The sequence below is a fragment of the Brevibacillus sp. HB1.4B genome (genome assembly GCF_013284285.1).
GTDB classification, from domain to species: Bacteria; Bacillota; Bacilli; order Brevibacillales; family Brevibacillaceae; genus Brevibacillus; species Brevibacillus porteri.
Map to the genome: position 1 here is coordinate 225,977 of NZ_JABSUT010000001.1, position 26,053 is coordinate 252,029.

29 protein-coding genes and 1 tRNA gene are annotated in these 26,053 nt (G+C 47.7%); all 30 read left to right on the forward strand.

The genetic code is table 11. From position 1 onward, the window contains the following. The first annotated feature begins 149 nt into the window (after nucleotides 1-149). The 30 genes from folE (at nucleotide 150) to HP398_RS01370 (ending at nucleotide 26,020) form a co-directional block, all read left to right on the forward strand. Entirely contained in the window at nucleotides 150-716 is a 567-nt protein-coding gene (gene folE, locus HP398_RS01225) for a GTP cyclohydrolase I FolE (RefSeq protein ID WP_173621601.1), read from the forward strand. Nucleotides 717-782: 66 nt separating this feature from the next. Further along, a tRNA-Pro gene (locus tag HP398_RS01230) sits at nucleotides 783-859 on the forward strand. Between the two features lie 111 nt (nucleotides 860-970). Then, nucleotides 971-1,681, forward strand: coding sequence for a lytic transglycosylase domain-containing protein (locus HP398_RS01235; RefSeq protein WP_017248109.1), 711 nt, complete (start codon nucleotides 971-973; stop codon nucleotides 1,679-1,681). Between the two features lie 37 nt (nucleotides 1,682-1,718). Further along, nucleotides 1,719-1,949 (forward strand): trp RNA-binding attenuation protein MtrB, encoded by a 231-nt coding sequence (gene mtrB, locus HP398_RS01240; protein WP_017248110.1) that lies wholly within the window; start codon nucleotides 1,719-1,721, stop codon nucleotides 1,947-1,949. 76 nt (nucleotides 1,950-2,025) lie between these two features. Beyond that, the gene (locus HP398_RS01245) at nucleotides 2,026-2,541 is read left to right on the forward strand and encodes a hypothetical protein (protein ID WP_173621602.1); all 516 of its coding nucleotides are present in this window, start codon (nucleotides 2,026-2,028) and stop codon (nucleotides 2,539-2,541) included. A gap of 125 nt (nucleotides 2,542-2,666) precedes the next feature. Beyond that, nucleotides 2,667-3,503 carry a heptaprenyl diphosphate synthase component 1 gene (locus HP398_RS01250; protein ID WP_017248112.1) on the forward strand — a complete coding sequence of 279 codons (837 nt, stop codon included), beginning with the start codon at nucleotides 2,667-2,669 and terminating at the stop codon, nucleotides 3,501-3,503. A gap of 4 nt (nucleotides 3,504-3,507) precedes the next feature. Beyond that, entirely contained in the window at nucleotides 3,508-4,227 is a 720-nt protein-coding gene (locus HP398_RS01255; RefSeq protein ID WP_017248113.1) for a demethylmenaquinone methyltransferase, read from the forward strand. 77 nt (nucleotides 4,228-4,304) lie between these two features. Next, entirely contained in the window at nucleotides 4,305-5,174 is an 870-nt protein-coding gene (locus HP398_RS01260) for a UbiA-like polyprenyltransferase (RefSeq protein WP_173621603.1), read from the forward strand. Continuing rightward, nucleotides 5,171-5,767: a UbiX family flavin prenyltransferase gene (locus tag HP398_RS01265; RefSeq protein ID WP_173621604.1), complete on the forward strand. Its 597-nt coding sequence runs from the start codon at nucleotides 5,171-5,173 to the stop codon at nucleotides 5,765-5,767. Before HP398_RS01260 ends, HP398_RS01265 begins: the two co-directional genes overlap by 4 nt. Nucleotides 5,768-5,771: 4 nt before the next feature. After that, nucleotides 5,772-6,635, forward strand: coding sequence for a menaquinone biosynthesis protein (locus tag HP398_RS01270; RefSeq protein WP_173621605.1), 864 nt, complete (start codon nucleotides 5,772-5,774; stop codon nucleotides 6,633-6,635). Between the two features lie 9 nt (nucleotides 6,636-6,644). Then, nucleotides 6,645-7,610, forward strand: coding sequence for a polyprenyl synthetase family protein (locus tag HP398_RS01275; RefSeq protein WP_017248117.1), 966 nt, complete (start codon nucleotides 6,645-6,647; stop codon nucleotides 7,608-7,610). Nucleotides 7,611-7,714: 104 nt separating this feature from the next. Continuing rightward, nucleotides 7,715-8,158, forward strand: a complete 444-nt coding sequence (gene ndk, locus HP398_RS01280; protein WP_007716560.1) for a nucleoside-diphosphate kinase — start codon at nucleotides 7,715-7,717, stop codon at nucleotides 8,156-8,158. Nucleotides 8,159-8,286: 128 nt separating this feature from the next. Further along, the gene (locus tag HP398_RS01285) at nucleotides 8,287-9,060 is read left to right on the forward strand and encodes a CheR family methyltransferase (RefSeq protein ID WP_017248118.1); all 774 of its coding nucleotides are present in this window, start codon (nucleotides 8,287-8,289) and stop codon (nucleotides 9,058-9,060) included. Between the two features lie 76 nt (nucleotides 9,061-9,136). Further along, the gene (locus HP398_RS01290; protein WP_007716564.1) at nucleotides 9,137-9,295 is read left to right on the forward strand and encodes a hypothetical protein; all 159 of its coding nucleotides are present in this window, start codon (nucleotides 9,137-9,139) and stop codon (nucleotides 9,293-9,295) included. A gap of 226 nt (nucleotides 9,296-9,521) precedes the next feature. Further along, a complete protein-coding gene (gene aroC, locus HP398_RS01295; RefSeq protein ID WP_017248119.1) occupies nucleotides 9,522-10,685 on the forward strand; it encodes a chorismate synthase in 1,164 nt (387 codons plus the stop codon). Further along, a complete protein-coding gene (gene aroB / locus HP398_RS01300) occupies nucleotides 10,685-11,785 on the forward strand; it encodes a 3-dehydroquinate synthase (protein ID WP_017248120.1) in 1,101 nt (366 codons plus the stop codon). Before aroC ends, aroB begins: the two co-directional genes overlap by 1 nt. A 2-nt stretch (nucleotides 11,786-11,787) precedes the next feature. Then, a complete protein-coding gene (gene aroH / locus HP398_RS01305; RefSeq protein WP_017248121.1) occupies nucleotides 11,788-12,165 on the forward strand; it encodes a chorismate mutase in 378 nt (125 codons plus the stop codon). Between the two features lie 289 nt (nucleotides 12,166-12,454). Continuing rightward, nucleotides 12,455-13,969, forward strand: a complete 1,515-nt coding sequence (gene trpE / locus HP398_RS01310; RefSeq protein ID WP_017248122.1) for an anthranilate synthase component I — start codon at nucleotides 12,455-12,457, stop codon at nucleotides 13,967-13,969. Beyond that, a complete protein-coding gene (gene trpD / locus HP398_RS01315; RefSeq protein WP_173621606.1) occupies nucleotides 13,963-14,988 on the forward strand; it encodes an anthranilate phosphoribosyltransferase in 1,026 nt (341 codons plus the stop codon). The genes trpE and trpD overlap by 7 nt, the downstream gene beginning before the upstream one ends. Beyond that, on the forward strand, nucleotides 14,978-15,778 hold the full coding sequence (gene trpC / locus HP398_RS01320) for an indole-3-glycerol phosphate synthase TrpC (RefSeq protein ID WP_173621607.1): 801 nt from the start codon (nucleotides 14,978-14,980) through the stop codon (nucleotides 15,776-15,778). The genes trpD and trpC overlap by 11 nt, the downstream gene beginning before the upstream one ends. Beyond that, nucleotides 15,775-16,443, forward strand: coding sequence for a phosphoribosylanthranilate isomerase (locus HP398_RS01325; RefSeq protein WP_017248125.1), 669 nt, complete (start codon nucleotides 15,775-15,777; stop codon nucleotides 16,441-16,443). Before trpC ends, HP398_RS01325 begins: the two co-directional genes overlap by 4 nt. After that, the gene (trpB, locus tag HP398_RS01330; protein ID WP_173621608.1) at nucleotides 16,406-17,626 is read left to right on the forward strand and encodes a tryptophan synthase subunit beta; all 1,221 of its coding nucleotides are present in this window, start codon (nucleotides 16,406-16,408) and stop codon (nucleotides 17,624-17,626) included. The genes HP398_RS01325 and trpB overlap by 38 nt, the downstream gene beginning before the upstream one ends. 2 nt (nucleotides 17,627-17,628) lie before the next feature. Continuing rightward, nucleotides 17,629-18,447, forward strand: a complete 819-nt coding sequence (gene trpA / locus HP398_RS01335; protein WP_173621609.1) for a tryptophan synthase subunit alpha — start codon at nucleotides 17,629-17,631, stop codon at nucleotides 18,445-18,447. 29 nt (nucleotides 18,448-18,476) lie between these two features. Beyond that, the gene (hisC, locus tag HP398_RS01340; protein ID WP_017248128.1) at nucleotides 18,477-19,571 is read left to right on the forward strand and encodes a histidinol-phosphate transaminase; all 1,095 of its coding nucleotides are present in this window, start codon (nucleotides 18,477-18,479) and stop codon (nucleotides 19,569-19,571) included. Between the two features lie 69 nt (nucleotides 19,572-19,640). Then, nucleotides 19,641-20,744 carry a prephenate dehydrogenase gene (locus tag HP398_RS01345; protein ID WP_173621610.1) on the forward strand — a complete coding sequence of 368 codons (1,104 nt, stop codon included), beginning with the start codon at nucleotides 19,641-19,643 and terminating at the stop codon, nucleotides 20,742-20,744. A 90-nt stretch (nucleotides 20,745-20,834) separates the two neighbouring features. After that, a complete protein-coding gene (gene aroA, locus HP398_RS01350; RefSeq protein ID WP_173621611.1) occupies nucleotides 20,835-22,115 on the forward strand; it encodes a 3-phosphoshikimate 1-carboxyvinyltransferase in 1,281 nt (426 codons plus the stop codon). A gap of 323 nt (nucleotides 22,116-22,438) precedes the next feature. After that, nucleotides 22,439-23,560 (forward strand): amidohydrolase family protein, encoded by a 1,122-nt coding sequence (locus HP398_RS01355; protein WP_017248131.1) that lies wholly within the window; start codon nucleotides 22,439-22,441, stop codon nucleotides 23,558-23,560. A gap of 146 nt (nucleotides 23,561-23,706) precedes the next feature. Continuing rightward, nucleotides 23,707-24,297, forward strand: coding sequence for an RNA polymerase sigma factor (locus HP398_RS01360; protein WP_007716581.1), 591 nt, complete (start codon nucleotides 23,707-23,709; stop codon nucleotides 24,295-24,297). Beyond that, on the forward strand, nucleotides 24,294-24,944 hold the full coding sequence (locus HP398_RS01365; protein ID WP_017248132.1) for a zf-HC2 domain-containing protein: 651 nt from the start codon (nucleotides 24,294-24,296) through the stop codon (nucleotides 24,942-24,944). The genes HP398_RS01360 and HP398_RS01365 overlap by 4 nt, the downstream gene beginning before the upstream one ends. Before the next feature lie 128 nt (nucleotides 24,945-25,072). Next, a complete protein-coding gene (locus HP398_RS01370) occupies nucleotides 25,073-26,020 on the forward strand; it encodes a tetratricopeptide repeat protein (RefSeq protein WP_017248133.1) in 948 nt (315 codons plus the stop codon). The last annotated feature ends 33 nt before the right edge of the window (nucleotides 26,021-26,053 follow it).

The following is a 26,053-nucleotide window of genomic DNA, read 5'->3' on the forward strand; positions in this document are numbered from 1 at the left end:
TTTTTTTCTGTGTACATACAGTTTGCCTATGAAAATACTGGCATATTTTTTTGTCTTTTTTAAAACGATATGGTAAGATTGGCTTTGATCGCGAGCAGGCAGAGCTTTTGGATGAGAAACAAGGCGTATGCCGTTACGTAGGAGGTACAATGATGAACGTCGATTTGGATAAAATACAGCAAGCTGTTCGCATGATCCTAGAAGCAGTAGGGGATGATCCTAATCGAGAAGGAGTCCTCGATACCCCTAAGCGAGTTGCGAAAATGTACGCTGAAGTATTTGAGGGCATGCATATAGACGAAGATCAGTATTTTGAGACTGTCTTTAGCGAAGATCATGAGGAAATGGTGTTAGTGAAGGACATTCCGTTTTACTCCATGTGTGAGCATCACTTGGTTCCCTTTTTCGGTAAAGCGCATGTCGCTTACGTACCGCGTGGGGGCCGCGTGGTTGGACTGAGCAAGTTGGCGCGTGCGGTTGATACCGTTGCCAAACGCCCACAGTTGCAGGAACGCATTACATCGACAGTAGCAGACGCGATTATGCGCAAGCTCGATCCGCATGGCGTGGTTGTGGTTATTGAAGCAGAGCATATGTGCATGACGATGCGTGGCGTGAAAAAGCCAGGCTCGAAAACGATCACCTCTGCTGTTCGCGGGATGTTTGAGAAAGATGCGGCTGCCCGTGCAGAAGTATTTAGCTTGATTCGCTCATAAAAATTCAAAAATAAGGAAATTATATTGACTCTATAAGTAAAATATTGTATAGTACGGATGTACAGTCGGGATGTGGCGCAGCCCGGTAGCGCGCACCCTTGGGGTGGGTGAGGTCCAGGGTTCGAATCCCTGCATTCCGACCATCTGCATATAACGATCAGAAGCCTTGAGCAAAGGCTTCTTTTTTATGTGAAATGGCTACTCTCCCAAGTAGTACCATTTTGCTATTGGCTTCTTGATCTTTCTTTTTTATAATGATAGGTAGACAAGCTAGGGAAGGGTTGTTCAATGCTATGAAGGTGCCTGTATCACTTCAACCATATTTGCAAACATTGCCGCAAACCTATGACGCCTCTTCGCTTTCGTATGGAGACGAGGGGCTCTTCTCGGACATCCTGCAGTCCCAGCTAGCAACAACCGGCCAGCGGGTTATCAGTTCGCAGGAGATTTTAGCCAAGTTAGATGGTTCTAAGAACTGGAAGATTCCTACCCATATTCAAAATGAGCAGTCCCTGTTTTTTGCAAAAGGGCCATCTGTTCCTACCCCGGAAATTTTGGGCAAGATTGATCAGACAGCGAAAGCGATCGGAGTGGACGCTGATCTAGTGAGAGAGGTCGTCAGGGCCGAATCCAATTTCAATCCGAATGTAGAATCTCACGCAGGGGCGAAGGGCTTGATGCAGCTGATGGACAATACGGCAAAAGCCATGCAAGTCCGCAATGTATACGACCCTGATGAAAACCTTGAAGGTGGAACAAAATATTTGAAGTCGCTCTTGGATCGTTATGATGGAGATGTGAAAGTAGCACTTGCTGCTTACAATGCTGGTCCAGGTCGGATGAGTCGTCTGGGAATCAGCAGTGATGACGAACTAGAAGCGAAGTTTGACCAATTGCCGCAAGAGACACAGCGCTATGTAGACAAGATCATGAGCCGACTGGAGTCAGAAGGGGCATCATACTAGACATACTCGCATATCGTATTGGTCAGGAGGAAACATATTGGCACAACCATCGGGATTTAATCAGGATTATTTCGTAGTCAAAGCGAAGGAAAATGGCGTTCATGTGATCGGATTAACAAGAGGCACTGATACGCGTTTTCATCATACAGAGAAGCTCGATAAAGACGAGGTCATGATTTTTCAATTTACTGAGCACACCTCTGCGATTAAGGTGCGAGGAAAAGCAGTAATTTACTCGCAGCATGGCGTCGTGGATACGACCGAATAAAGAGCAAGTCGTTTTGCTAAGAAGCAGGCATAGCCTGCTTTTTTTGTTTGTACAATGGAGGAGAGGAGGGATGTCTATGCCGCGCCAATTGTTGATGGCGATTGCTGTTTCCACTTTCTTGGCTCTGATGCTGTCGCTCGTTCCCACAAATCAGTGGATGCAAGCGGATATACCGACATTTCAGTCGGCACGAGCCAGTCACTTAAGCGAGCAAAATGCCCTTGATTTGTTTACAAGGTTGTCGACACATTATAATATTAAGCGTATAAAATGGGAAAACCCATCGATCTATGTCGATTTTGTGGTGAAACCTGCCGAAAAAGTAGAGCTAAACACCGTCTATCAAGATTTTTACCGTTTGACATACGACTTGCGTACCTATGCAGACAATGTTGGGCCCGTGTACTATCGCTTGTTGGAGGAGACGGATCCACCAAAAGAATCGAGACTATTGATTGCCATACAATCGACAACGGGAAATCTCGCAGGGCATGACAAACCTTTGACCGACCCTTCGGATATCCAGTCCTTTGTAAGCAGTACATTTCCCATTCGAATCGAGCCGTATTTTTATGAGCGAATTAGTCCCTGATGGAAGAAGTATGGTATGATAGTAGAGACGGCCTTTTGACCGGACGGCAGAGGAAGACCGAAGAGTAAGGAACAGTACGGAACAGGCAGACATCTTTAGGTTGTGCAGCTTGTGGAGGAGGACGCATGAGCAAAGAACTTTCCCCGAATGTAGAAGAGGTTCGGTCCATTATCGAACAAATCTACAAGAGAATCACCCATTCCTATGTAGAACATTATGTTGACGTTCCTTCCATGGCGGAAAATCGTCTAGAGCTGTTGTACCTTTTTTTGCTGGAACAAGGTATGCCGAAGGAAAAGGCTTCGGTTTTATGTACAGCAACAGGACTTGTCCAATTGGGACTGGACACGCATGAGCTCGTGAAAAATGAGTACGACTCCTCACAGAGCGCGGAGCGAAACCGACAGCTGACCGTACTTGCGGGTGATTATTACAGCAGTCGCTATTATCACCTTCTGGCTTCAGCGGGTGAAATCCAAGCCATTCAAGTGTTGTCGGCAGCCATTCAGCGAGTGAACGAAGCGAAAATGAGACTCTACATCGCTGGGCGAGATAGCAAGATTTTATCAGATGAAGAGTACTGGGAACTGCGAAATACGATTGATACGGGCTTATACGTGGCTGTTGTAGAGGAGTATGCTGATTCAGCTGATCGCCGTCGATTCTGGAGCGATCTGATGAAGGAAACAGCCAAGGTAGAGAGTGTGATCGGAGAGTGGGAGCAGCTCAAATGGCAAGAACAAGTCCCTTTTGGTTTTGCCCGTTTTTTGCTGCAAAAACCCGGTGCTACACTCGCGCAAGTTTTGTCTGGCGTTGAGGGAAAAGCCATCGAATTAATCGGTTTATGTGAGCAAATGGTACGTACGCTGCATCCGGCAGAGACGCGGAACATGCTTGCATCCATTACGGCACGGTACTCCCATCGGATCAGTCGCTTGAAGAAGGTAATTGAGGAGATGTAGCCAAGTGAACCAGACACAGATGAATGAGAAAGCAGAGTACGTTCACTCTGTTTTCGAGAGCATTGCAAACGATTACGACAAAATGAATAATGTAATCAGCTTTGGCAGTCATATTGCTTGGCGTAATTACACGATGAAGCAGATGAATATCCAGCCAGGGCATACAGCGTTGGATGTCGCTTGTGGTACAGCAGACTGGACCATTGCATTGGCCAAGGCAGTTGGTAAAGAAGGCAGCGTTGTTGGCCTTGATTTCAGCCAAAATATGTTGGATGTCGGGGCATATAAAGTGGCGAACGCAGGTGTTGGCAACAACGTAAAGCTAGTAAACGCAGATGCAATGAATCTGCCCTACGAGGATCATACATTCGACTTCGTGACAATCGGGTTTGCCCTGCGCAATGTACCGGATGTTCAGCAGGTCTTGAATGAAATGGCGCGTGTTGTAAAGCCGGGCGGTAAAGTCGTTTCTCTGGAAGTGTCCAAGCCCCCGTTCATTCCGTACCGGAAGCTATTTTACTTATATTTCTACAAAATCTTGCCATTTATCGCGAAGCTGACAGTCAACAAGTACGAAGAGTATGCGTGGCTGCCACAATCCCTGACCAATTTCCCGGACAGTCGCGAACTGGCAAGCATGTTTCAAAAAGCAGGCTTGGACCCGGTTCAGGTCAAATTGTTTATGGGCGGCGTATCAGCCTTGCATATTGGCACAAAGCCATAGGTTGACGAATGCGATGGCGCCAAACGCGTACATGGGGAGTAAACCGGTATTTCTTCACTAGATAGGAAGTGTCATAGATGGGTCTACGTAAATTGAAAGTCATCTTGGAAATGATTAAATTCGAGCACTCCCTTTTTGCCTTGCCTTTTGCTTTTATGGGAGCTGTTTTGGGAAGTATTGTGGTAGAGAATGCATGGCCTACCTGGTCAGAAATTTTCTGGGTGACGGTAGCGATGGTGGGCGCTCGAAGTGCAGCGATGTCCTTAAACCGCGTCATCGACCGGGTGATTGATGCGAAAAATCCTCGGACGGTCACACGAGCGATACCTGCTGGTCTCATTTCGATTGTGGAAGTCATTTTATTTATCGTGGTGTCCTTTGCGGTGTTGTTCATTGCTGCATTCCAGTTAAATGATTTGGCTGTGAAATTGTTGCCACTCGCTGTGTTTGTTCTTGTGCTTTATTCCTATACGAAACGTTTTACTTGGCTTTGCCATTTTGTTCTCGGGGTTGCCATCGGGTTTGGTCCGTTAGGTGGCTGGGTAGCGACAACGGGTCAAGTAGATGGCATCGCCCTTCTATTGTTTGCATCTGTTATGTTCTGGACAGCAGGATTTGATATCATTTATGCGTGCCAGGACGCAGATTTTGACCGTAAAGAAGGACTTTATTCCATGCCGAGCCGCTTCGGAATTGCCAATGCACTTCTGATTGCCCGCGTATGCCACGTTCTTACTTTCGTTGGTCTGATGTCGTTGTATGTAGTCGCAGACTTGTCTATCTGGTTCTTGGTAGGCGTGCTCATTTCTGGTGCGATTTTGATCTATGAACACACGCTGGTAAAGCCGACAGACCTGTCCAAGCTGGACATGGCATTCTTCAATATGAATGGCATCTTGAGTGTCGTGATGTTTACCTTTACGATGATTGATTTGGTGATTGCATGAACAAGCAAAAGTGGGCTGTCGGGATAACGGGTGCAAGTGGTGCTATCTATGGTGTTCGAGTCGTCCAGGAGCTTTTACGTGCTGGACATATCGTTCACTTGATGATTACAGAAGCAGGCTGGCAAGTATTTCGTGATGAACTGGATTGGCACACGGATGACAGAGAAGCTCTATTGCAGAAGAAGCTGCAACAAGACTTTTCGGGTGAGCTACATTATTGGGGACTGCGAGATTTCAATTGTCCCGCAGCCAGTGGTTCCTATCGCTGTGACGGTATGATCGTAGTACCGTGCTCGATGGGGACTGTTTCTGGCATCGCGCATGGTGCATCAGGTAATTTGCTGGAGCGTGTTGCAGATGTCATGATCAAGGAAGGTCGGCGCTTGGTCATCGTTCCGAGAGAGACGCCGCTCAATGCGATTCAGCTCGAGAACATGCTCAAATTAAGTCGTCTGGGAGTCAAGATTCTGCCTGCTATGCCAGGCTACTATCAGAAACCGCAAACCATGGATGATCTGATCAATTTTGTAGTAGGGAAAACTTTGGATGCAATTGATGTACCACATTCGCTGTTCCGGCGTTGGGGGGAATAAACGCATGCAAAAGTCTTTGCGTGTTGGACAAATTTTGTATACCAATGTATTGCCGGTTTACTTCTATTTTGATCAGGCGAAATTCGAAGACCGAATCGAATTCATCCGCCAGGTTCCTGCCCAGTTAAACACTGCAATGGCGAATGGCGAGATTGACTTGGGACCGATTTCTTCGTTTAGCTATGCAGAGCATGCCTCCGAATACGTGGCATTGGCAGATCTGTCTGTCAGTGCCAAGGGGAGAGTAGGCTCCCTTTTCTTGTTCAGCAAAAAGCCGATTGAACAATTAAACGGTGCCAAAATAGCCTTGACCAACACATCGGCTACCACAGTGAACCTCTTAAAGATCATTCTCCATAAGTTTTACGATTATGAGATTTCCTACGTTACACAGGAACCCATTTTGCAAGAAATGCTGGAGGATGCTGATGCAGCGCTCTTGATCGGGGACGACGCTATTTCGGCTGAGCGAACGGCCAAAGACCTGCATGTCTATGACTTAGGAGAGCTGTGGCATCAATTTACCGGCTATTCCATGACCTTTGCCATTTGGGCTCTTCGTCGAGCGGTTATTGCCGATCAGCATGATTTGATCGCGGAAGTCCATGCTTCTTTTTTAGAGAGCAAAAGGAAAACAAGAGCGAATACAGCCCCTTTGATTGACTACGTTCACACACATTTCGGTGGAGAGAAAGAGCAATGGATCCACTATTTCCAAGGATTACAGCACGATTTCGGTGACGTTCAGCGGATTGGACTGGAGTACTATTACCGATGCGCAGCGGAGCTGGGACTTCTATCGGCACCTGCAACCGTCGATCTGTGGCAAGCTGGCGGCCGACAGACCAATACTACGTTGACGAGATAGGTGGAACGGATGAATCTAGTCGATATTTACTTCAAGATGAAAAAAGATGTCCAATACATAGAAGATGAACTGGAAAAAGCGATTGATACGCCGGTTCGAGAGCTGTATCTATCTTCGACTCACTTACTCAAGGCAGGAGGAAAGCGGATTCGTCCCGTTTTTGTTTTGCTTGGCGGTAAGTGGGGCAATTACGATGTCAAGAAGCTAAAGCATGTGGCCGTTCCTCTTGAACTGATCCACATGGCTTCGCTTGTCCATGATGATGTGATTGATGATGCGGATAAGCGTCGCGGAAAAGATACCGTTCGGATGAAGTGGGATAACAAAGTAGCCATGTACGCAGGCGACTATATTTTTGCGCGGGCATTGGCCATTGCCTCCCAGCTCCCGATTCCGCAATTGCACCAAATTCTCTCGAATGCAATCGTCGAGGTTTGCAAGGGAGAGATCGAGCAAGTAAAGGATTTGAATAACTGGGACCAAAATTTCCGTACGTATTTGCGCAGAATCAAACGAAAAACGGCGCTTTTAATTGCGATTAGCTGTCAATTAGGAGCAGTGGCAAGCGGAGCGTCAGCTGACATGATTCGCAAAATGTACTGGTACGGCTACAATGTGGGGATGGCTTTTCAAATTACTGACGACATTTTGGACTTTACAGGGACTGAGAAGCAGTTAGGGAAGCCTGCTGGAAGCGACTTGGTGCATGGAAACATTACGTTGCCTGCGCTTTATTCTGCTCATCATGGAAAGGCACGTGCGCAATTCCAGGAATGGATCGCGCAAAATACGTTTTGGGATCATACGGATGAAGCAGTTCGTATGGTACGAGAAGATGAGGGCATTGCTTTTTCGCAGCGCCTCGCTGAACGTTACATCGCCCGTGCGCATGCCATTCTCGTAGATTTACCTAACAACCAAGCTAAGACATCTTTGACAGGTATCGCCAATTACATCATCGATCGCAAATTTTAATGATATTTTGACGGTCTTCCTGTTGCTTGACCACTCTAGTTTTGATAAAATTTACGTTGGTGTCTTATGCACCAATACATAGCTCTAATGGAGGCATACTTACAATGGAAAAAACATTCCTTATGGTAAAACCAGATGGCGTACAACGCAACCTGATCGGGGAAATCGTATCCCGTTTTGAGAAAAAAGGCTACCAACTCGTAGGTGCTAAGCTGATGACAGTAAGCCGCGAACTGGCTGAAGAACACTATGCAGAGCACAAAGAGCGCCCATTCTTCGGTGAACTGGTAGACTTCATCACTTCCGGACCAGTATTCGCTATGGTATGGCAAGGTAACAACGTAATCACAACTGCTCGCGCTATGATGGGCAAAACAAACCCAGTAGACGCTGCTTCCGGTACGATCCGTGGCGATTTCGCTACTTCCGTTGGCATGAACATCATCCACGGTTCTGACTCTCCTGAGAGCGCTGAGCGTGAAATCGGCCTGTGGTTCTCCGCTGAAGAAGTTCTCTCCTTCGAGAAAACAATCCAACGCTGGATCTAAGACTGATCGAGAAAACCCCATTTAGTGGGGTTTTCTTTTTTTTGTCAAAATCTTTGTCAAAACAGATAGGATAATGACGAAATATAGCGAATGAAATTAAGGAGTTTTCAAAGGGGGTACGATTCAGCATGGAAGATAAGGACTTTCTCCAATTTATTGCTAGTGTGAAGAAAATGACTGGAATTGATCTTGCCCTCTACAAGGAAGCACAGATGAAGCGCCGTCTAACCTCGTTGAGACAAAAGCGGGGGTACAACACATTTGCCCAGTATTTCGATGCCATCGCTAAAGACAAGGAGCTTTTCTATGAGTTCCTCGATAGGATGACCATCAACGTATCGGAATTTTTCCGCAATCCAGGCCGGTGGGAAGTTCTCGAGAATAAAATTTTGCCACGCTTGGCGAAGCAATCACCGCGGGTGAAATGCTGGAGTGCTGCATGCTCGACAGGGGAGGAGCCGTACACACTCTCACTGATTTTGCTGAGCAAGAAGATGGATGCGACCGTGCTCGCTTCCGATATTGATGAGGGAGCACTGGCAAAAGCAAAGCAAGGGGTGTACACGGATCGCTCCCTGCAAGATTGTCCGAAAGACCTTGTAACGAAGTATTTTGAAAAAGATACACTCAGCTATCGCATAACGGACGAAGTGAAGAGAAAAGTGACGTTCAAAAAACATAATTTATTGGCGGACTCATTTGATTCTCAATTTGATTTGATTATTTGCCGGAACGTGATGATTTACTTTACCGAAGAAGCAAAGCATGAGCTGTATCATAAGTTTAGCCGGGCACTGAAACCTGGTGGGGTACTCTTTGTAGGCAGCACGGAACAAATTTTTCAGCCGCAACAATACCAACTGGAGACAGAGGATACGTTCTTCTATCGAAAAATGGGTTGATTCATGTTGGCCTTGGTATATCTCTGCTGTTTTTTCCCAAGACTAGGAATACCTACTTTGCAAGAGGAGGCAGCAGATGGATAAACACAAGGTCATCGAAGCATACCGTCGAGGGCTGATCACGCTGCAGGAATGTGGTCAGATATTAGGGGCGGAGAGGACACAACTAGATGATTTGATACGCGTAGATCACACTCGCAAACCGCTGAGCCCCAATCCTTTTTTCAACGTGTAGGTATGTCAATCCTGATTTATTCGCGTTAGCGTAACGAGAGCGCTTCTCCTTATACGGAGGGGCGTTTTCCTGTAAAAAGAAAAGGTTTTTCGCAGACGTTTGCCACTTTTGTATTTCCACGGCGTACTAGGTATGATATTATAGCGCTTAAAAGTGATAAAGGACAGCATCCCGAAAAGAGTCATTTTGGGATACAGGCTGCCTGGAGGATGGAGGAAGGATAGAGATGCGTTACTTGACAGCAGGGGAATCCCACGGGCCGCAATTAACAGCTATCATTGAGGGCGTACCGAGCAACTTGCCGATTTCCATTGAGGAAATTAATGAGCAGTTGGCACGTCGTCAGAAAGGCCATGGCCGCGGCAGAAGAATGCAGATTGAAAAGGATCAGGTGAAAATTCTTTCTGGTGTCCGTCATGGATATACAACCGGAGCTCCTATCACACTGGTCGTTGAAAATAATGATTGGACGCATTGGCAAGGAATCATGAGTGCTGAACCTGTAGAGGAAGGCACTGAAGAAAAGCGTCGTGTTTCCCGTCCACGCCCTGGACATGCTGATTTAAACGGGGCTATTAAGTATCATCAACGCGATATGCGCAATATTCTGGAACGTTCCAGCGCTCGTGAGACCACTGTCCGCGTAGCTGTTGGTGCAGTAGCTCGCCAATTGCTGGCTCCATTTGGTATCCGTATTGGCGGACAGGTACTCCAGATCAATGAGATCGTGGCGAAGCGACAAGAAGTAAGTCTGGACGAGCTGATTGCGCGCACAGAAGAATCGCCAGTACGCTGCTTGGATAAAGAAGCAGAGCCACTGATGATGGCGGCGATTGATAAAGCAAAAGAAGACGGGGATTCCCTCGGTGGTACCGTAGAAGTTATCGTTGAAGGCGTGCCGATTGGTTTGGGTAGCCATGTGCAATGGGACCGAAAGCTGGATGGACGTCTTGCACAAGCGATCATGAGCATTCAGGCTTTCAAAGGTGTCGAAATCGGTATCGGATTCGAGGCATCTGGTCTGAAAGGCTCGCAAGTTCATGACGAGATTATTTGGAACGAAGAAACCGGCTACAGCCGTAAAACAAACCGTGCAGGTGGACTCGAAGGCGGAATGACGACAGGAATGCCTGTAGTTGTTCGTGGTGTCATGAAACCGATCCCTACCTTGTACAAACCGTTGATGAGTGTGGATATTGACTCGAGAGAGCCATTCTCAGCGAGCATTGAGCGTTCCGACAGTTGTGCTGTTCCAGCGGCAAGTGTGGTTGCGGAGGCAGTGGTAGCGTGGGAGATCGCGAGTGCAATGTGCGAAAAATTCCCTTCTGATTCTCTTGACGACATGGCAGAAAACGTACGTCAATACCGTGCGTACACGGAGAAATTCTAATGAGTGTAGAGAAGCTGACTGTTGAACTGGGGGAGCGTTCCTACGAGATTGTGATAGGCGACGGTCTTTTGCACGATGCAGCAGCGTTGCTAGTAGAGGCAGGAATTGCTTCTACTAGCAAGCTGATGATTGTCACAGATGAGAATGTAGCGGTTCATTACCTAGAGCCTTTGCTTGAAGTTTTGCGACAGCATGGATATACGGCCCACTCAGCTGTCATCGCTGCTGGAGAACAATCGAAGAGCCTGGCTGTCTACGAACGATTGATGACAGAGGCAATTGATGCAGGACTGGACAGGAAGTCTGCTGTATTGGCTCTCGGTGGTGGAGTCGTCGGAGACTTGGCTGGATTTGTGGCTGCTACGTACATGCGCGGCATTGATTTCGTTCAAATGCCGACCACCTTGCTCGCACATGATAGTTCGGTTGGTGGAAAAGTAGCGATCAATCATCCACTCGGAAAAAATCTCATTGGTGCTTTTCATCAGCCGAAAGTTGTCATTTACGACACGAAAGCATTGCATAGCTTACCGAAGCGGGAGATCGCAGCAGGTTTTGCAGAAGTTGTTAAGCATGGTCTTATCGCCGACGCTGCCTTTGTCGATTGGCTGGAAGACAACGCGGATAGGTTATGGCAGCTCGATTCAGAATTATTAGGGAAAGCCATTGAAAAAGGTTGCGCAGTCAAAGCGGCTATTGTTTCGCAAGACGAGACAGAGCAAGGGCAGCGTGCATTGCTTAATTTGGGTCATACGTTTGGGCATGCATTTGAAGCGCTGTCTGCTTACTCCACGCTGAATCATGGGGAAGCTATCTCAATTGGGATGTGTTTGGCAGCCAAGGTAGCGGAACGCATTGGTTTTGCCGAGACAGGTGTATACAATCGCACGAAACGGATGCTGGAATTGTTCCACTTGCCAACGGCGTGGCCGGGTAATCTCTCGCCAGAAGCTGTGCTGGAAGCCATGAAACGGGACAAAAAGACGGTAGGCGGAAAACTGGCATTGGTGTTGCCTAGGGCAATCGGGCAGGTTGAAGTCGTCAAAAATATAGAAGAAGAACTCATACTGGGAGTCATGAGAGAAGAAGTGGAGGGATAAGGATGGGAATGAGAGGAATCAGAGGCGCAGTCACGGTGGAAGCCGATACGCGCGAAGAGATTGTCTCCTCTACAAAATGGTTGTTGGAAGAAATGGTAAGCCGCAATGAAGTAAACCCCGAAGACATTGGTAGTATTATTATCACGACGACAGAGGACCTCTGTGCGACCTTCCCTGCTCAAGCGGCTCGCCTGCTTGAAGGAGAAGCTTGGCAATATGTGCCACTCATGTGCGCAAGAGAAATTCCAGTGCCGGGTGGCTTGCCGCTTTGTATTCGTATTATGATGCATGTGAATACAGACAAGACAGCAAAAGACATGCATCACGTCTTTTTGCGTGATGCAGTCAAGTTGCGCCCGGATTTGACAAATCGCGGTTGACAATTAGGGCGCTCTCTTTTACCATAAGTGAAACGAGAGCGCCTCGTTTTTCCGGTAATAAGCAAAAGCCGGCTGAGAGCAGAGAATGAGTTGAGCAGAGTTGAGATGAGTTAGGTTGAGGAGAGAAGAGAAGGCTGGGTACATATTGACACCCAATCCAGGTCTCTTTGTCTGGGTTTTTTTGTATACAAAAAATTCCCCCCCCTACCTCTCGCTCTAGGAAGCGGGTGTAGAAAAGGCGGATGTCTGATTCCCTTTTCTCTCCCACTAATTGAGGAGATGAGAGTTCATGTATTTCCCTTCCCTTGCCGAGGTTAAGACCCTCTCGGCGTCGTATTCCCTTATCCCTGTAAGCATGAAACTGTTGGCGGATCAGGAGACACCGATTCGCTTGTATCAGAAGATTCGCACGAGTGATTCCTTTTTGCTGGAGAGCGTAGAAGGTGGTGCGCGCTGGGCTCGTTTTTCGTTCATTGGCATGAATCCTTTTCAAATCGTAGAAGCAAAAGGGGAAGAAATCACCATTTCCTATCGTACTGGTGAAAAGCTTGTCCAGACAGGAAATCCCGTCTCCTTTTTGCGTGAAGAAACCGATCGCTACAAAAGCCCAAAGCTACCCGGGTTACCTCGTCTCAGTGGAGGTGCCGTAGGCTTTTTCGGCTACAATACGCTGCGCTACTTCGAAAATTTGCCAGCACATCGCAAGGAAGCTGTACGAGTGCCGGATATGCGCTTTCTTTTCGTTGATGAGATGATCGCCTTTGATCATTTGAAGCAGGAAATTCAATTGATTGTGAACCTCCATGTGGAGCCAGGCGACACTGCGGATACTATTGGCGAAAAATACAAGCAAGTCTGCGAACGAATCGAGGAGCTCGCTGCAAAAGTTATGGCTCCGCTTGAAATGGATCAACGCATTCAAGTAGCGGCGGATACACCAACGCCATTAACAGTAGAGCCAAATATGACGCGTGAGCAATACGAGCAACTTGTCGTGCAGGCGAAAGAATATATCGCAGCCGGCGACATTTTTCAAGTTGTGTTGTCGCAACGTTTTTCCGTAAAGACAGATGTCGATCCTTTTGCGGTGTATCGATTGTTGCGCACGTTGAATCCTTCCCCGTATATGTACTATCTCGAATACGAGGGCGAGACCGTGGTCGGGACATCACCAGAACTGCTCGTGCGTGTAGAAGATGAAAAAGTAGAGATGCGACCGATTGCCGGAACGCGGAAAAGAGGGGCAACCCCACAAGAAGATGCTGCGCTGGCGGCTGATCTTTTGGCAGATAAAAAGGAGAGAGCCGAGCACTACATGCTGCTGGATCTAGGGCGCAACGATGTAGGAAAGGTCTCTGCGTACGGAAGTGTGAAGGTGGAGGAAGCACTGATTATTGAAAACTACTCCCATGTGATGCATATGGTTTCGCATGTGACAGGCAAGCTTCGTGAGGGACTGCACGCTTTCGATGCATTGCTAAGCGCTTTTCCGGCAGGGACGGTATCTGGTTCTCCCAAGCTAAGGGCGATGGAAATTATTGCAGAGCTCGAGCCTGACGCACGCCATCTGTATGCGGGAGCAATCGGCTACATTTCATTTGATGGTTCACTTGATAGCTGTATCACGATTCGAACGTTGTTCTTTCAGGATGGGTACGCACATGTACAAGCAGGAGCAGGCATCGTAGCGGACTCGGTCCCTGCGAGTGAATATCAAGAGACGGTGAACAAAGCAGCAGCGATGCTCTCTGCGTTAGAAAAAGCGGAACAGATGTTTGTCAGAAAGGTGGAGTTGTCATGCTAACATACGCGCTGGAACAAATTCTGCTTGGAAAGCACTTAAAACGGACGGTTGCAGAAGAGGCCATGGGCGAGATTATGGACGGAAAGGCAACTCCGGCTCAAATTGGTGCATTTTTAGCGAGTCTTCGCTTGAAAGGCGAGCAAGTGGAAGAGATTATCGGTTTTGCCAAAGCCATGAGAGCGCGGGCGATGAGTTTTCCGATCGATCTGCCAGATCTGGTAGACACCTGCGGAACAGGCGGAGACGGAAGTCACACCTTTAACATTTCGACGGCGAGTGCCATTGTCGCAGCAGCTGACGGTGTACGTATCGCCAAGCACGGGAATCGTGCAGTTTCCAGCAAAAGTGGCAGTGCTGATGTATTGGAAGCGTTGGGAGTGCCCGTCAATTTATCTCCAAAGGACGCCGCAGATTGCCTGCGTGCGACCAATCTCTGCTTCCTTTTCGCTCCTCTGTACCACCAAGCAATGAAGCATGCAGCTGGACCGCGAAAAGAATTGGCGATTCGCACAGTGTTTAATTTATTGGGACCATTGACGAATCCAGCAGGTGCCAGCCATCAGCTTATGGGCGTGTATGATGCCAAGCTGCTTCCAAATGTAGCCGCAGTCTTACACGAGCTGGATGTGAACAGAGCGCTCGTTGTCGCAGGTTCGGATGGTCTAGATGAATTGACGGTAACGGGAACGAGTCATATTGCCGAGTTGCGCGATGGGCGTATTTTGACGTATGAAATCGAGCCTGAGCAGTTCGGTCTTCGTAGACATGAAAGGGATGCTTTGCGCGGCGGTGATGCCAATGAGAATGCCAAGATCATTCACGACGTGTTTTCCGGTGCACGTGGGGCAGCACGCGACATCGTTTTGCTGAATGCGGGCGCGATCCTCTACCTCGCAGATCGTGTTAGCTCGATTGAAACAGGGGTTATACGTGCAGCGGAATTGATCGACAGCGGACTAGTCACGCGAAAGCTTGAGCACGTTCGTCACATCGCAGGAGGTATGATTCATGCTTCGTAAAATCGTAGAAAAGAAACATGAAGAGATCGCACGTCTTCAAGCAGAAACAACCGTTTCAGCATTGCTCGCAGCAACGAAAGAAGTACAACGTCCACGCGGATTTCGTCACGCATTGGAGACAAGTGTACGGCCTGTAAGCGTGATTGCCGAAGTAAAAAAAGCATCGCCATCCAAAGGGTTAATCCGACCTGATTTCCAAGCAGTGACCATTGCGAAGGCTTATCAGGCCGCTCACGCAGAATGTTTGTCTGTTTTGACAGACGAGACCTTTTTCCAAGGGAGCTTGAGCTATCTACGGCAAATTCACGAGGCAATTGATCGTCCATTACTCAGAAAAGACTTTCTACTTGATGAAATTCAAGTCGTGGAAGCAAGAGCAGCAGGCGCTGATTGTGTGTTGCTCATTGCAGCCATTCTCGATCGGGAAACACTTCGCCACCTGAACCAAACTGCCGAGGAGCTGGGCATGGATGTACTGGTGGAGGTTCATGACAAACGCGAGTGCGAGCTTGTTTTTCAAGCGATGGAACCTAAATTGCTCGGGATCAACAATCGAAACTTAAATACGTTTCAAACTGACCTAGCCGTTACGCATGAGCTGATTGCAGAACTGCCTACGTCATTGACGATTGTGAGCGAAAGTGGGATTTCGACGCCAGCGGATATTGAGAATGTAAGAAGTGCAGGTGCCCGGGCTGTGCTGGTTGGAGAGCATTTCATGCGCCAAACAGACGTAGAGCGCGCAGTCATTGATCTCGTGGGAGAAGCAGCACCGGGGGTGAGTGTATGACTCGTTTGAAAATATGTGGGATTAAGCGAGCGGAAACACTTGCGCTGTTAAAAGAACTGGAAGTCGATTACGTAGGCCTTGTTTTTGCCCCAAGTAAGCGACAAGTAGATGCCCAGACTGCTGGACAATTGCTTGCAGCCGTTTCGGGCCATCCTCCTGCTGTTGGTGTGTTCGTAAATCCGACGATGGAAGAACTGGAGGAAGTGCTAAGTGAGGCACCATTATCTGTGATTCAATTGCATGGACAGGAGACGCCACAATTTTGCCAGCAAGTTCGGGAGCGGTTTGCAATTCCGGTATGGAAGGCGTTGGCAGTGGGCGGAGAAGCGGATGCTGCTCAAGCAATTGAATCCTATCGAGGCATTGTCAGTGCCTTTTTGTTTGATACGTATGACCCTAGTCAAGCAGGAGGTACAGGGAAAAAGTTTTCGTGGGAGCAAATCCCTGCATTGCAAGCAGCATGCGAGGAAGCTGACTGCATCATTGCTGGAGGAATTCATGCGGAGAATGTCGGAGAATTAATGGGGCAGTATCAAGCAGGGATAGTCGATGTGTCCAGTGGAGTAGAGACAGATGGCGAAAAAGACGCCGAAAAAATAAAAACATTGGTGGAGAGGGTGAAGGCGCATGAACAACATTCAAACAACTACGCGAGTCGTGCCTGACGAAAACGGACGATTTGGTGCCTTCGGAGGCAAGTTTATTCCGGAAACCTTGATGAATGCGGTGACAGAACTCGAGATCGCTTTTGAAGAAGCACGTCGAGACCCGGCATTTGTTCAAGAATTGAATGGACTGCTCAGCGAGTATGCTGGACGCCCAACTCCGCTCACCTATGCAGAGCGTTTGACGAAAACGGTCGGCGGTGCCCAAATCTATTTGAAACGAGAAGATCTTAACCATACGGGTGCACATAAATTGAACAATGCTTTGGGCCAAGCCTTGCTAGCCAAGCGCATGGGCAAAAAATCAATTATTGCCGAAACGGGCGCTGGTCAGCACGGAGTGGCAAGTGCAACTGTGGCAGCAAAGCTCGGACTCTCGTGCAAGGTGTTCATGGGGGAAGAAGATATTCGTCGCCAGTCGTTGAATGTTTTTCGGATGAAGCTACTTGGTGCCGAAGTCATTCCTGCTGTATCTGGCTCACGTACACTTAAGGATGCGACAAACGAAGCGATTCGCCATTGGGTTTCCCATGTCGAAGAAACGTTTTATGTCATCGGATCTGTCGTTGGCCCACATCCATATCCGTACATCGTACGCGAATTCCAAAAAATTATCGGAGAAGAGACTCGCGGTCAAGTCCTGCAAATGCTCAAAAGGCTTCCAGACGAGATCGTTGCTTGCGTTGGTGGCGGCAGCAATGCGATTGGCATGTTTTATCCGTTCATTCAGGATGAGTCTGTCGCGCTTAGAGGGGTAGAAGCGGCAGGAAAAGGAATTGATACTGAAAAGCATGCAGCAACACTAACACTTGGACGCCCGGGAGTCATCCACGGTTCCTTAACCTACTTGTTGCAGGATGAATGCGGACAGGTGCAAGAAGCGCATTCGATTTCGGCCGGCTTGGATTATCCAGGAGTAGGACCTGAGCACGCCTATCTCAAAGACAGTGGAAGAGTGACCTATACATCGGTAACAGATGCGGAAGCGCTCGAGGCAGTACAAGTGCTTTGTCAAACGGAAGGGATCATTCCAGCGTTGGAGAGCGCACATGCGATTGCTGAAGCGATAAAACGTGCGAAAGAAATGACTTCAGACCAAATACTCGTGATCTGCTTGTCTGGTCGAGGGGACAAAGACGTACTAACTATTCAAGAAGCGCTGACAGCAGGAGGGGGAGAGTAATCATGACGACAGCTCTTAACAGAATCGATCAATTATTCGCGGATCGTGATCGCAAACGATTCATCCCATTTCTAACGGTAGGCGATCCTTCAATAGAAGCAACCTTTCATCTCGTAAAAGCGATGGTCGAAGCAGGAGCAGATCTCATCGAGCTCGGCGTCCCTTACTCCGATCCTTTGGCAGATGGCCCAACGATACAACGGGCTTCAGAACGCGCGCTGAAAAATGGCGTGACGATCGGGGATGCTTTGCACTTGGTCAAAAGGCTTCGCGAATCAGGTATGGAGGCTTCCATCGTCCTGTTCACCTACTTCAATCCGGTTTTACAATATGGCATCGAGCGCTTTTTTGCCGATCTCGCTGCCTATGGTGCTGACGGTGTTGTCGTTCCTGATTTGCCGATTGAGGAAAACGGTCCAGTAGTAACCGCAGCACAACAGAATGGCATTCATGTCATTTCGCTGGTGGCACCAACTTCTAGTTCCAGAATCAATACGATTGGAGCGCAAGCAACCGGATTTCTTTATTGTGTATCGTCGCTCGGTGTGACGGGTGCCCGTGTCGACCTGCGAGAGGATTTGGCAGATTTTCTGGAACGAGTAAAGGCTAGTACATCGGTTCCTACAGCGGTAGGCTTCGGAATATCCACGCCGGATCAGGTACGAGCAGTAGCACCCCATACAAATGGTGTCATTGTGGGAAGTGCCATTGTACAGCTGATCGAGGAACATGCTGAGCAGCTGAAAGATCCAAAACAGATGCCAGAAGCAGTAGAAAAAATAAAAACCTTTGTACATCAGTTAGCCAGTGCGCTACAATAGTGGGAAAAATGTGACTGGAGTGAACGTGGATGCAACCGAAACAACGCATACTCAATGCCCCGGTATATCAACCTGGCAAGCCCATTGATGACGTTAAACGTGAATTTGGTTTGACCGAAGTCATCAAGCTGGCGTCCAACGAAAATCCTTTTGGTTCCTCACCGAAGGCTAAAGCCGCCATTGCGGAACAGTTGGACAATTTGGCCCTATATCCAGACGGTGCAAGCCTTAATCTACGCTGGGATCTTGCTGACTTCCTCGGAGTCAAACCAGGTCAATTGTTTTTCGGCAACGGGTCTGATGAAATTCTGTTGATGATCTCTCGTGCTTTTTTGGGCGAAGGAACAAATGCAGTCATGGCGACGCAAACGTTCTCGCAATATCGCTCAAATGGGATTATTGAAGGAGCAGACTTGATTGAGGTGCCGTTGAAAGATGGCGTTCACGATCTCGAAGCGATGGCGGCTGCCATCAACGAACAGACGAAGGTCGTATGGGTGTGTAACCCGAACAATCCATCTGGGACGATTGTAACAACATCCGAGTTGGAAGCTTTTCTGAAAAAGGTTCCCCAAAATGTGCTGGTCGTATTGGATGAGGCTTACTACGAGTATGTGGTGGATCCAGAGTATCCACAAACAGTACCGATGCTCGCTGAGTATCCGAACCTGATTATTTTGCGTACGTTCTCTAAAATCTACGGTCTGGCTGCTCTTCGTATCGGCTACGGGGTCGCGTCAGAGGAGCTCATTTCCTCTTTGGAACATGTGCGTGAGCCGTTTAATACAGGCACACTTGGCCAAGTAGCAGCACGTGCGGCGTTAAAAGACCAGGAATTTGTGCAAACATGCCGCGATCGTAACCGTGAAGGCATGAAGCAGTTTACCGATTCCTTTGACGAGTGGGGAATTTCCTACTATCCATCTCAGACCAACTTTATCTTGGTTGATTTGAAAAGGGATTCCGATGAAGTATTTAAGAAGCTGCTCTCTCAAGGCATCATCGTTCGCTCTGGTAATGCGCTAGGCTTCCCAGGTTTTCAACGTATTACCATCGGGACCAAAGAGCAAAATGATAAGATTCTTTCTGTATTAAAAGAAATCGTGACTGGAGCATTGAAATAAAGAACGAAGATGCCGGGCATGCCTCGGCATCTTTGTCTAAGAGAGATGTAGGAAGGATAGAGAGTGGAGATGAAAAGAACCACCATTACTGTAATCGGCGTCGGGTTGATCGGCGGCTCAATCGCGCTGTCTATGCGACGTGATCCAAATATTCGGGTAGTCGGCTACGATTTACGTCAGGATTGTTTGGATAAAGCACTGACTCTTGGTGTCATTCATGCTGGCACAACTGATTTGCAGACTGCAGTTCGAGAAGCAAATGTCATTTTCCTCGCATCACCTGTAGAGCAAATCGTTGCGACCATTCGCTCGTTAGTGGAAATGGATCTGCAGCCTGGTGTGATCATTACGGATGTTGGCAGTACAAAAGCAGGTATTGTGAGACAAGCGGTGGATGTCATTCCCGATCATGTCACGTTTATTGGTGGACATCCGATGGCTGGCTCGCATAAATCCGGCGTGGAAGCTGCTTCTGACCGTCTTATGGAAAACGCCTATTATGTTTTGACACCAGCGCCGGGAACACCTGAAGAAAAAGTAAAGCAATTGTCTGAACTACTTACACTGACTCGCGCAAAAGTCGTGCAAATGGCCGCGGATTCACATGATCAGGTCGTGGGTGCAGTCAGCCATTTCCCGCATATTCTCGCTTCTGCTCTGGTCAATCTGGTGGCAGGGTACGACGAGGAAAATGCTTGGCATGCTACGCTTGCTGCTGGTGGCTTCCGTGATATTACGCGCATTGCATCGAGCAACCCTCAGATGTGGCGTGACATTTTGCTGCAAAACCGTGATCCGATCCTGAAAATCGCAAAAGATTGGGCAAACGCATTGGAAGATGTCGTTCACCTTGTAGAACAGGGAGATCCAGAAGGAATCGAGCATTTCTTCAAAACGGCACGAGAATTCCGCGACAGCTTGCCTGAGCGCAAAACGGGTGCATTGCCTCCTTTGAACGATTTGTATATCGATATCCCTGACAACCCGGGTGAAATCGGACGAATTACGACACTATTGGGAGCAAGAGAAATCAACATCACGAATCTCCAAATCAGAGAGACACGAGAAGACATTTATGGGGTGCTACGCATTACGTTCCATTCGCAACAAGAGTTGGAAAAGGGAGAGGAAGTTCTTCGCTTTTTCGATTACAATGTATACAAGCGCACATAAGTTTTTTTATGCAAACACACTTTACAACGAAGACGCTTCACAGTGCGACTGGCGTTCTGGAGAGCGTGAGAGAGAAAAGGAGTGGAAGAAATGCTTCGCGTACAACAAGCCAAACAAATCAAAGGTACCGTTCGCGTGCCAGGAGATAAATCCATTTCCCATCGTGCAGTTATGTTAGGAGCTCTAGCAGAAGGAACCACAACCATTGAAGGCTTTTTGCCGGGTGCCGATTGCTTGAGCACGATTAGCTGCTTTCGTCGGATGGGGATTGAGATTGAACAACAAGGAGATGCCGTAACCGTACAAGGAAAAGGCTGGTATGGCTTGCAGGAACCGTCTCAACATTTGGATGTAGGGAACTCCGGTACGACCATTCGTTTAATGGCAGGGATCATGGCAACACAGCCTTTCCATGTGGTGATGGAAGGCGATGAGTCCATTGCCAAAAGACCAATGCGTCGTGTGATCGGACCGCTCCGTCAAATGGGCGCCAAAATCGATGGAAGAAAAGACGGCGAATACACACCGTTATCCATTCGAGGTGGGGAGCTTCAAGGGTTCGCGTATCAATCCCCCGTTGCGAGTGCACAAGTGAAGTCAGCGATTATGTTGGCAGGGTTGCAGGCAAAAGGCGTGACGAGTGTAACAGAGCCGCATTTATCCCGCGATCATACGGAGCGTATGCTGCAAGCATTTGGTGTACAAGTTGTGCGTGATGGCTTGACCGTTTCAGTAGAAGGCGGACAAGAGCTGAAGGGCCGTGCCATTTCTGTTCCCGGTGACATTTCTTCCGCTGCCTTTTTAATTGCGGCTGTAATGGTTGTACCAGGCAGCTCTCTTCTCATTGAAAATGTCGGAATTAACCCAAGCCGCACGGGCATTATTGATGTTGTCAAGGCGATGGGGGGAAGTCTGGAGCTTTTGAATGAGCGAGTCGTAAATGAAGAGCCGGTTGCAGACCTCCTCGTGACACATTCGGAGCTGCACGGTATTGAAATTGCTGGAGATATCATTCCACGCCTGATTGACGAAATTCCGGTGATTGCGGTCATGGCAACGCAGGCCAAAGGTCAAACCGTTATCCGTGATGCGGAAGAGCTGAAAGTAAAGGAGACAGACCGTATTGCCACAGTGGTTAGTCAACTGTCCAAATTCGGCGCTAGGGTGACAGCTACAGATGACGGAATGATCATCGAAGGAAAAACAGGATTGACAGGGGCTGTCATAGATAGCATGGGGGATCACCGAATCGGCATGGCGATGGCGATTGCGGGTCTCGTTGCCGAGGGAGAGACGACCATCGAAAATGATGATGCGATTGATGTATCGTTCCCTGGCTTCCATGGCTTGCTTGTGAAAATCAGCCAATAAGAAAAAATGAAAGAGAAGTCTGTGCCTTTATAAGGTAGCAGGCTTCTTTTTTTGGGGGAGGACAAAGCGTTCCGAATTTTAGCAAAAATGATTTGACAAGCGCTTACATTCCGTTTATTATAAAACTACAGTATGGTTTCTCTCCACTCCTATCCAATATAAGAAAGCACGTGTGTGCTACCGTCGTTTGAATGCGCTTACATCAACGGCGGTCTTTTTTTTGTTTAAAAAGCGGTTTGATCTTCATTAGTACTTTTTCCCCTTTCTGTGCATATGCTCGTACAAGGGTAGTATGTGCATGAGAAACGGGAGGGGGACGAGCTATGCTGGAGCAAGGGACGGTCATACGTGGGGGAACGATTGTCACAGCACTAGGAATGAAAGAAGTAGATATTTGGATTCGTCATGGGAAAATTGTACGAATGGCTAAAGATACCTTGACGAAAAACCCCTTCAACGATTCATATGAAGAAATAGATGCTACCGGTATGTATCTTTTGCCCGGTTTCGTCGCACTCCCGACACATTCGTTGTATAAAATCAAAGATGTAGATGTTTATATAGAAGCCATGCGAAATCTCATCAGCTCGGGATGTACAAGCCTGGTGGACGTCTTCCAGCCAGAGCGTTGGATGAGCAGACCGCAAATTCACTATCAACAAACCCAGCACTTCAACAGTTTGTTGGATTATGTTTGGCATGTGGAAATCGATGTCGCTGATCTTCACGGTGACCGCTTAGCGGAGTGGATGAACCATGGCTATTCTTCGTTTCATGTCACGATTCGAAATCCAGAAGAAATTTCCACAATAAAATGGGAAACGCTTTTGCAACTTCATACGTCTAAACATACGATCCTGCACATGCAGGTACAGAATGATCCGTTTTTGAAAAAAGAACAACGGGAACTCATTAGACAGATTTGGATGGAGGCTACTCGTTATTGGCGATTACGCACAGTCATCACTGATTCTCAAGCGGCCTTTCATTTTGAAGAAAATGATCCGTTCCTGCATATCTTTCGTTTACCTGCTGAAGTGACGGATCAAGGTCTTCGTCAATTACATCGTCAATGGTTTGGGAGTTGGCAAGTAGCATCTCCGATTCACGATGTGCAGATTGATACACGAAAGAACTGGTGTACGCCTGAAGAATTGCTTTGCTTGCTAGTCAGGCTCACTTCGACAAATGTCGCAAAAGCAATTGGACTGTATCCGCGAAAAGGAAGCTTGACAACTGGCGCAGACGCTGATATCGTTTTCCTGAAAAAGGAAAACTGGTTGACAAAGAATGATCTTTCCACTATTCTCAATTTTAGTGAAATGCATCTTCCAACATCTGTTATGTCGAACGGTAAATGGATATATCGAAATATGCGATTTATCCCTTTGATTGGTATGGGTAAGTGTTTATTCGACACGAAGCCCTACGCTTATGTCATATAACCCCGGTTGGGGGTTTTTTCGTGAATGGTTTCCAGCAGACACACGAGAAAAAGAATCGTAAGGTCGCGCAACTTTTTACATCCCCAGCAGTCTAATTATGCAAAAGGCCGCTGAGGGATCGGAATCGCAAGGAGGTAATCCTGATCATGACCGATTCCCAGCTTATCCGAGAGATTAAAGAAGGTAATCTGGAATGCTATGCTGAACTGATTCGTCGATATGAAAAAAAGATCCTCTCATTTGTCACTCATCTTTTGCGTCAGGCACATTTAGAGCATATAGCGGAGGATATATGTCAGGAGACGTTTTACAAGGCGTATAAGAGCATTCATTCTTTCCGAGATGTAGAAGCTACATTCTCCACCTGGCTCTATACGATTGCACGCAACTCCGTACTCAGTGAATTGCGCAAGAGTCGCAATTCTGATGTGTATCTGGATGATACGTTGCAAGTGCCTATGGCATCTCCCAAGACACTGCCTGAGCAAGTTTTGCTCCGGAATGAACGGGAGAGCATGGTAAGACTGGCAATCAACAGTCTACCAGAGAAGCAACGCTCAGCACTGATATTACGCGAGTACGAACAAATGGATTACACAGAAATCGCTACGATTCTGGATTTAACAGTGAGCTCTGTGAAGTCTCTACTGTTTCGAGCGCGGCAAAGTATTCGTGGACAGTTGGAAAACTACATCCTGGACCCTCATTTGGATGAAGCTGAAGGGATGAATCGATGATGAGATGTGAAGAAGTTCAGGAAATGCTGCCTGAATACGCCGAAAATCTGTTGCCTGAGGTGACCCAACGTCGGGTTGATCACCATATGGCAGCATGCTATGCCTGTCGTTCCGACTATGAGATTTGGTCGGACAGTGGTGAGTGGATGGAAATGGATAAAGAAGAATATCATTCTGTAACTCCATCACGTTCCATTGTAGACGCGGTGATGGCCCGTATTTTATCGGAAGAGCAGTGGGCGATCCCGATCGGCAGAAAAATTTTCAGCGTGACAGCGAGAATGCGACGCATGGGTGCGAGTGTAGCGGTTTTGTTGCTCATGGTCTTTTCATTCACTTTATATGTGAATACAAGTACCACGGAGCATGCGAATTCTCTCGTTATTAACGGAGAAGTCATGGAGATTAACACGCCAAAGGCGCAAGTCATTTCTTCTTCCATGCAAACAGACGACGGTACATACGTGGTAGAAGCACAGCCGTATACGTCGCAAGGTGATTCACTGGAACATGCTACTGCATCGATCGTACCGCTCGATGGAAAGCCGACTTCTACTGATTTAGCCAAGCCGAATTACAGCATTGTGCTTAGTATTTTTGGAATCCTTATTACAGTTCTTACAATGAGCTGGCTAACGCGAGCATAATGGTATATGATCAAGAGTAAAAGAAAAGACCGTCTTCGGACGGTCTTTTGTGGCTATTTTATTAGAGTGGTTGTTCAACAAGCGCTTAGAGCAACAAGGCCACGCAAAATACATATGAGGTGAAAGAAATGCCGAAAAAGTGGCTGTATGTCATAGACGAAGCGATCAAGCGGATTGAAAACGATGAAGTGGAGTTGGGCTTGACCGCTCTGCAAAAGGTTCAGGAGCATGGAAAGGATTTGCCGGATGTCATGATGTATTTGGCGGAGGTCTGGTATCGACTCGGTCATTTGGAAGAGGCGAGTCAATTGTTGACAGATGTCATGGGCAAAAATCCGCAAATGGATTCCTCTTTGCGCAGAGAATGCCAACTGCTGCTAGCAGAGATTGCTTTGGATTCCAGTGATTTTGAGACGGCGCAACATCTTCTCTATGAATGCAAAGAATCTGGCTTTGAAAGCATCCAGTTGGACTTGTTGCTTGCGGATCTGTATTCCCTACAAGATTTAGATGAAGTAGCGGTCAAATATTTGGAGCAAGCAAGACTGAAGGAGCCAGATAACCAAGATATTATGGCAGCGCTGGGTAACTTGTATTTCCGCATTGGAGATGACGAGAAAGCAATGAAGCTCCTGGAACAAGCTGGGGATGAAAGTCTGTCCATGCTTTTGACAAAGGGGCGCTCGTACGCTCAAAGCGGTCAATTCGAACAGGCTTACCAAGTATTCCGTCAGGCGCTGGTCATGGATCGTTCGCCAGAAGTACTCTACGGATGTGCACTGATGGCATTCCACGTAGGACGACTGGATGAAGCAGCCGAATTGGTCAGCAGCTTGCAAGCGGTTGACGAGGAGTATGTGGCTGCGTACCCATTAGCTGCAGATGTGAATCTTTCGATGGGGAAAACAGAAGCAGCTATTGAGGCCCTAAAGCAATATGTATCGTTGTCAGGGTTCGATTTGGATCAAATCCGCAGGCTGATCGCTCTTTTGACTCAAGCCGGGCGCTATGAGGAAGCGAAAGAATACCAACAGCTTCACGACCAGTGGGACCATGAATCCGAAGAGGAGCAATAAAAAATCGACAAACAGGAAGTCACTTCGGTGGCT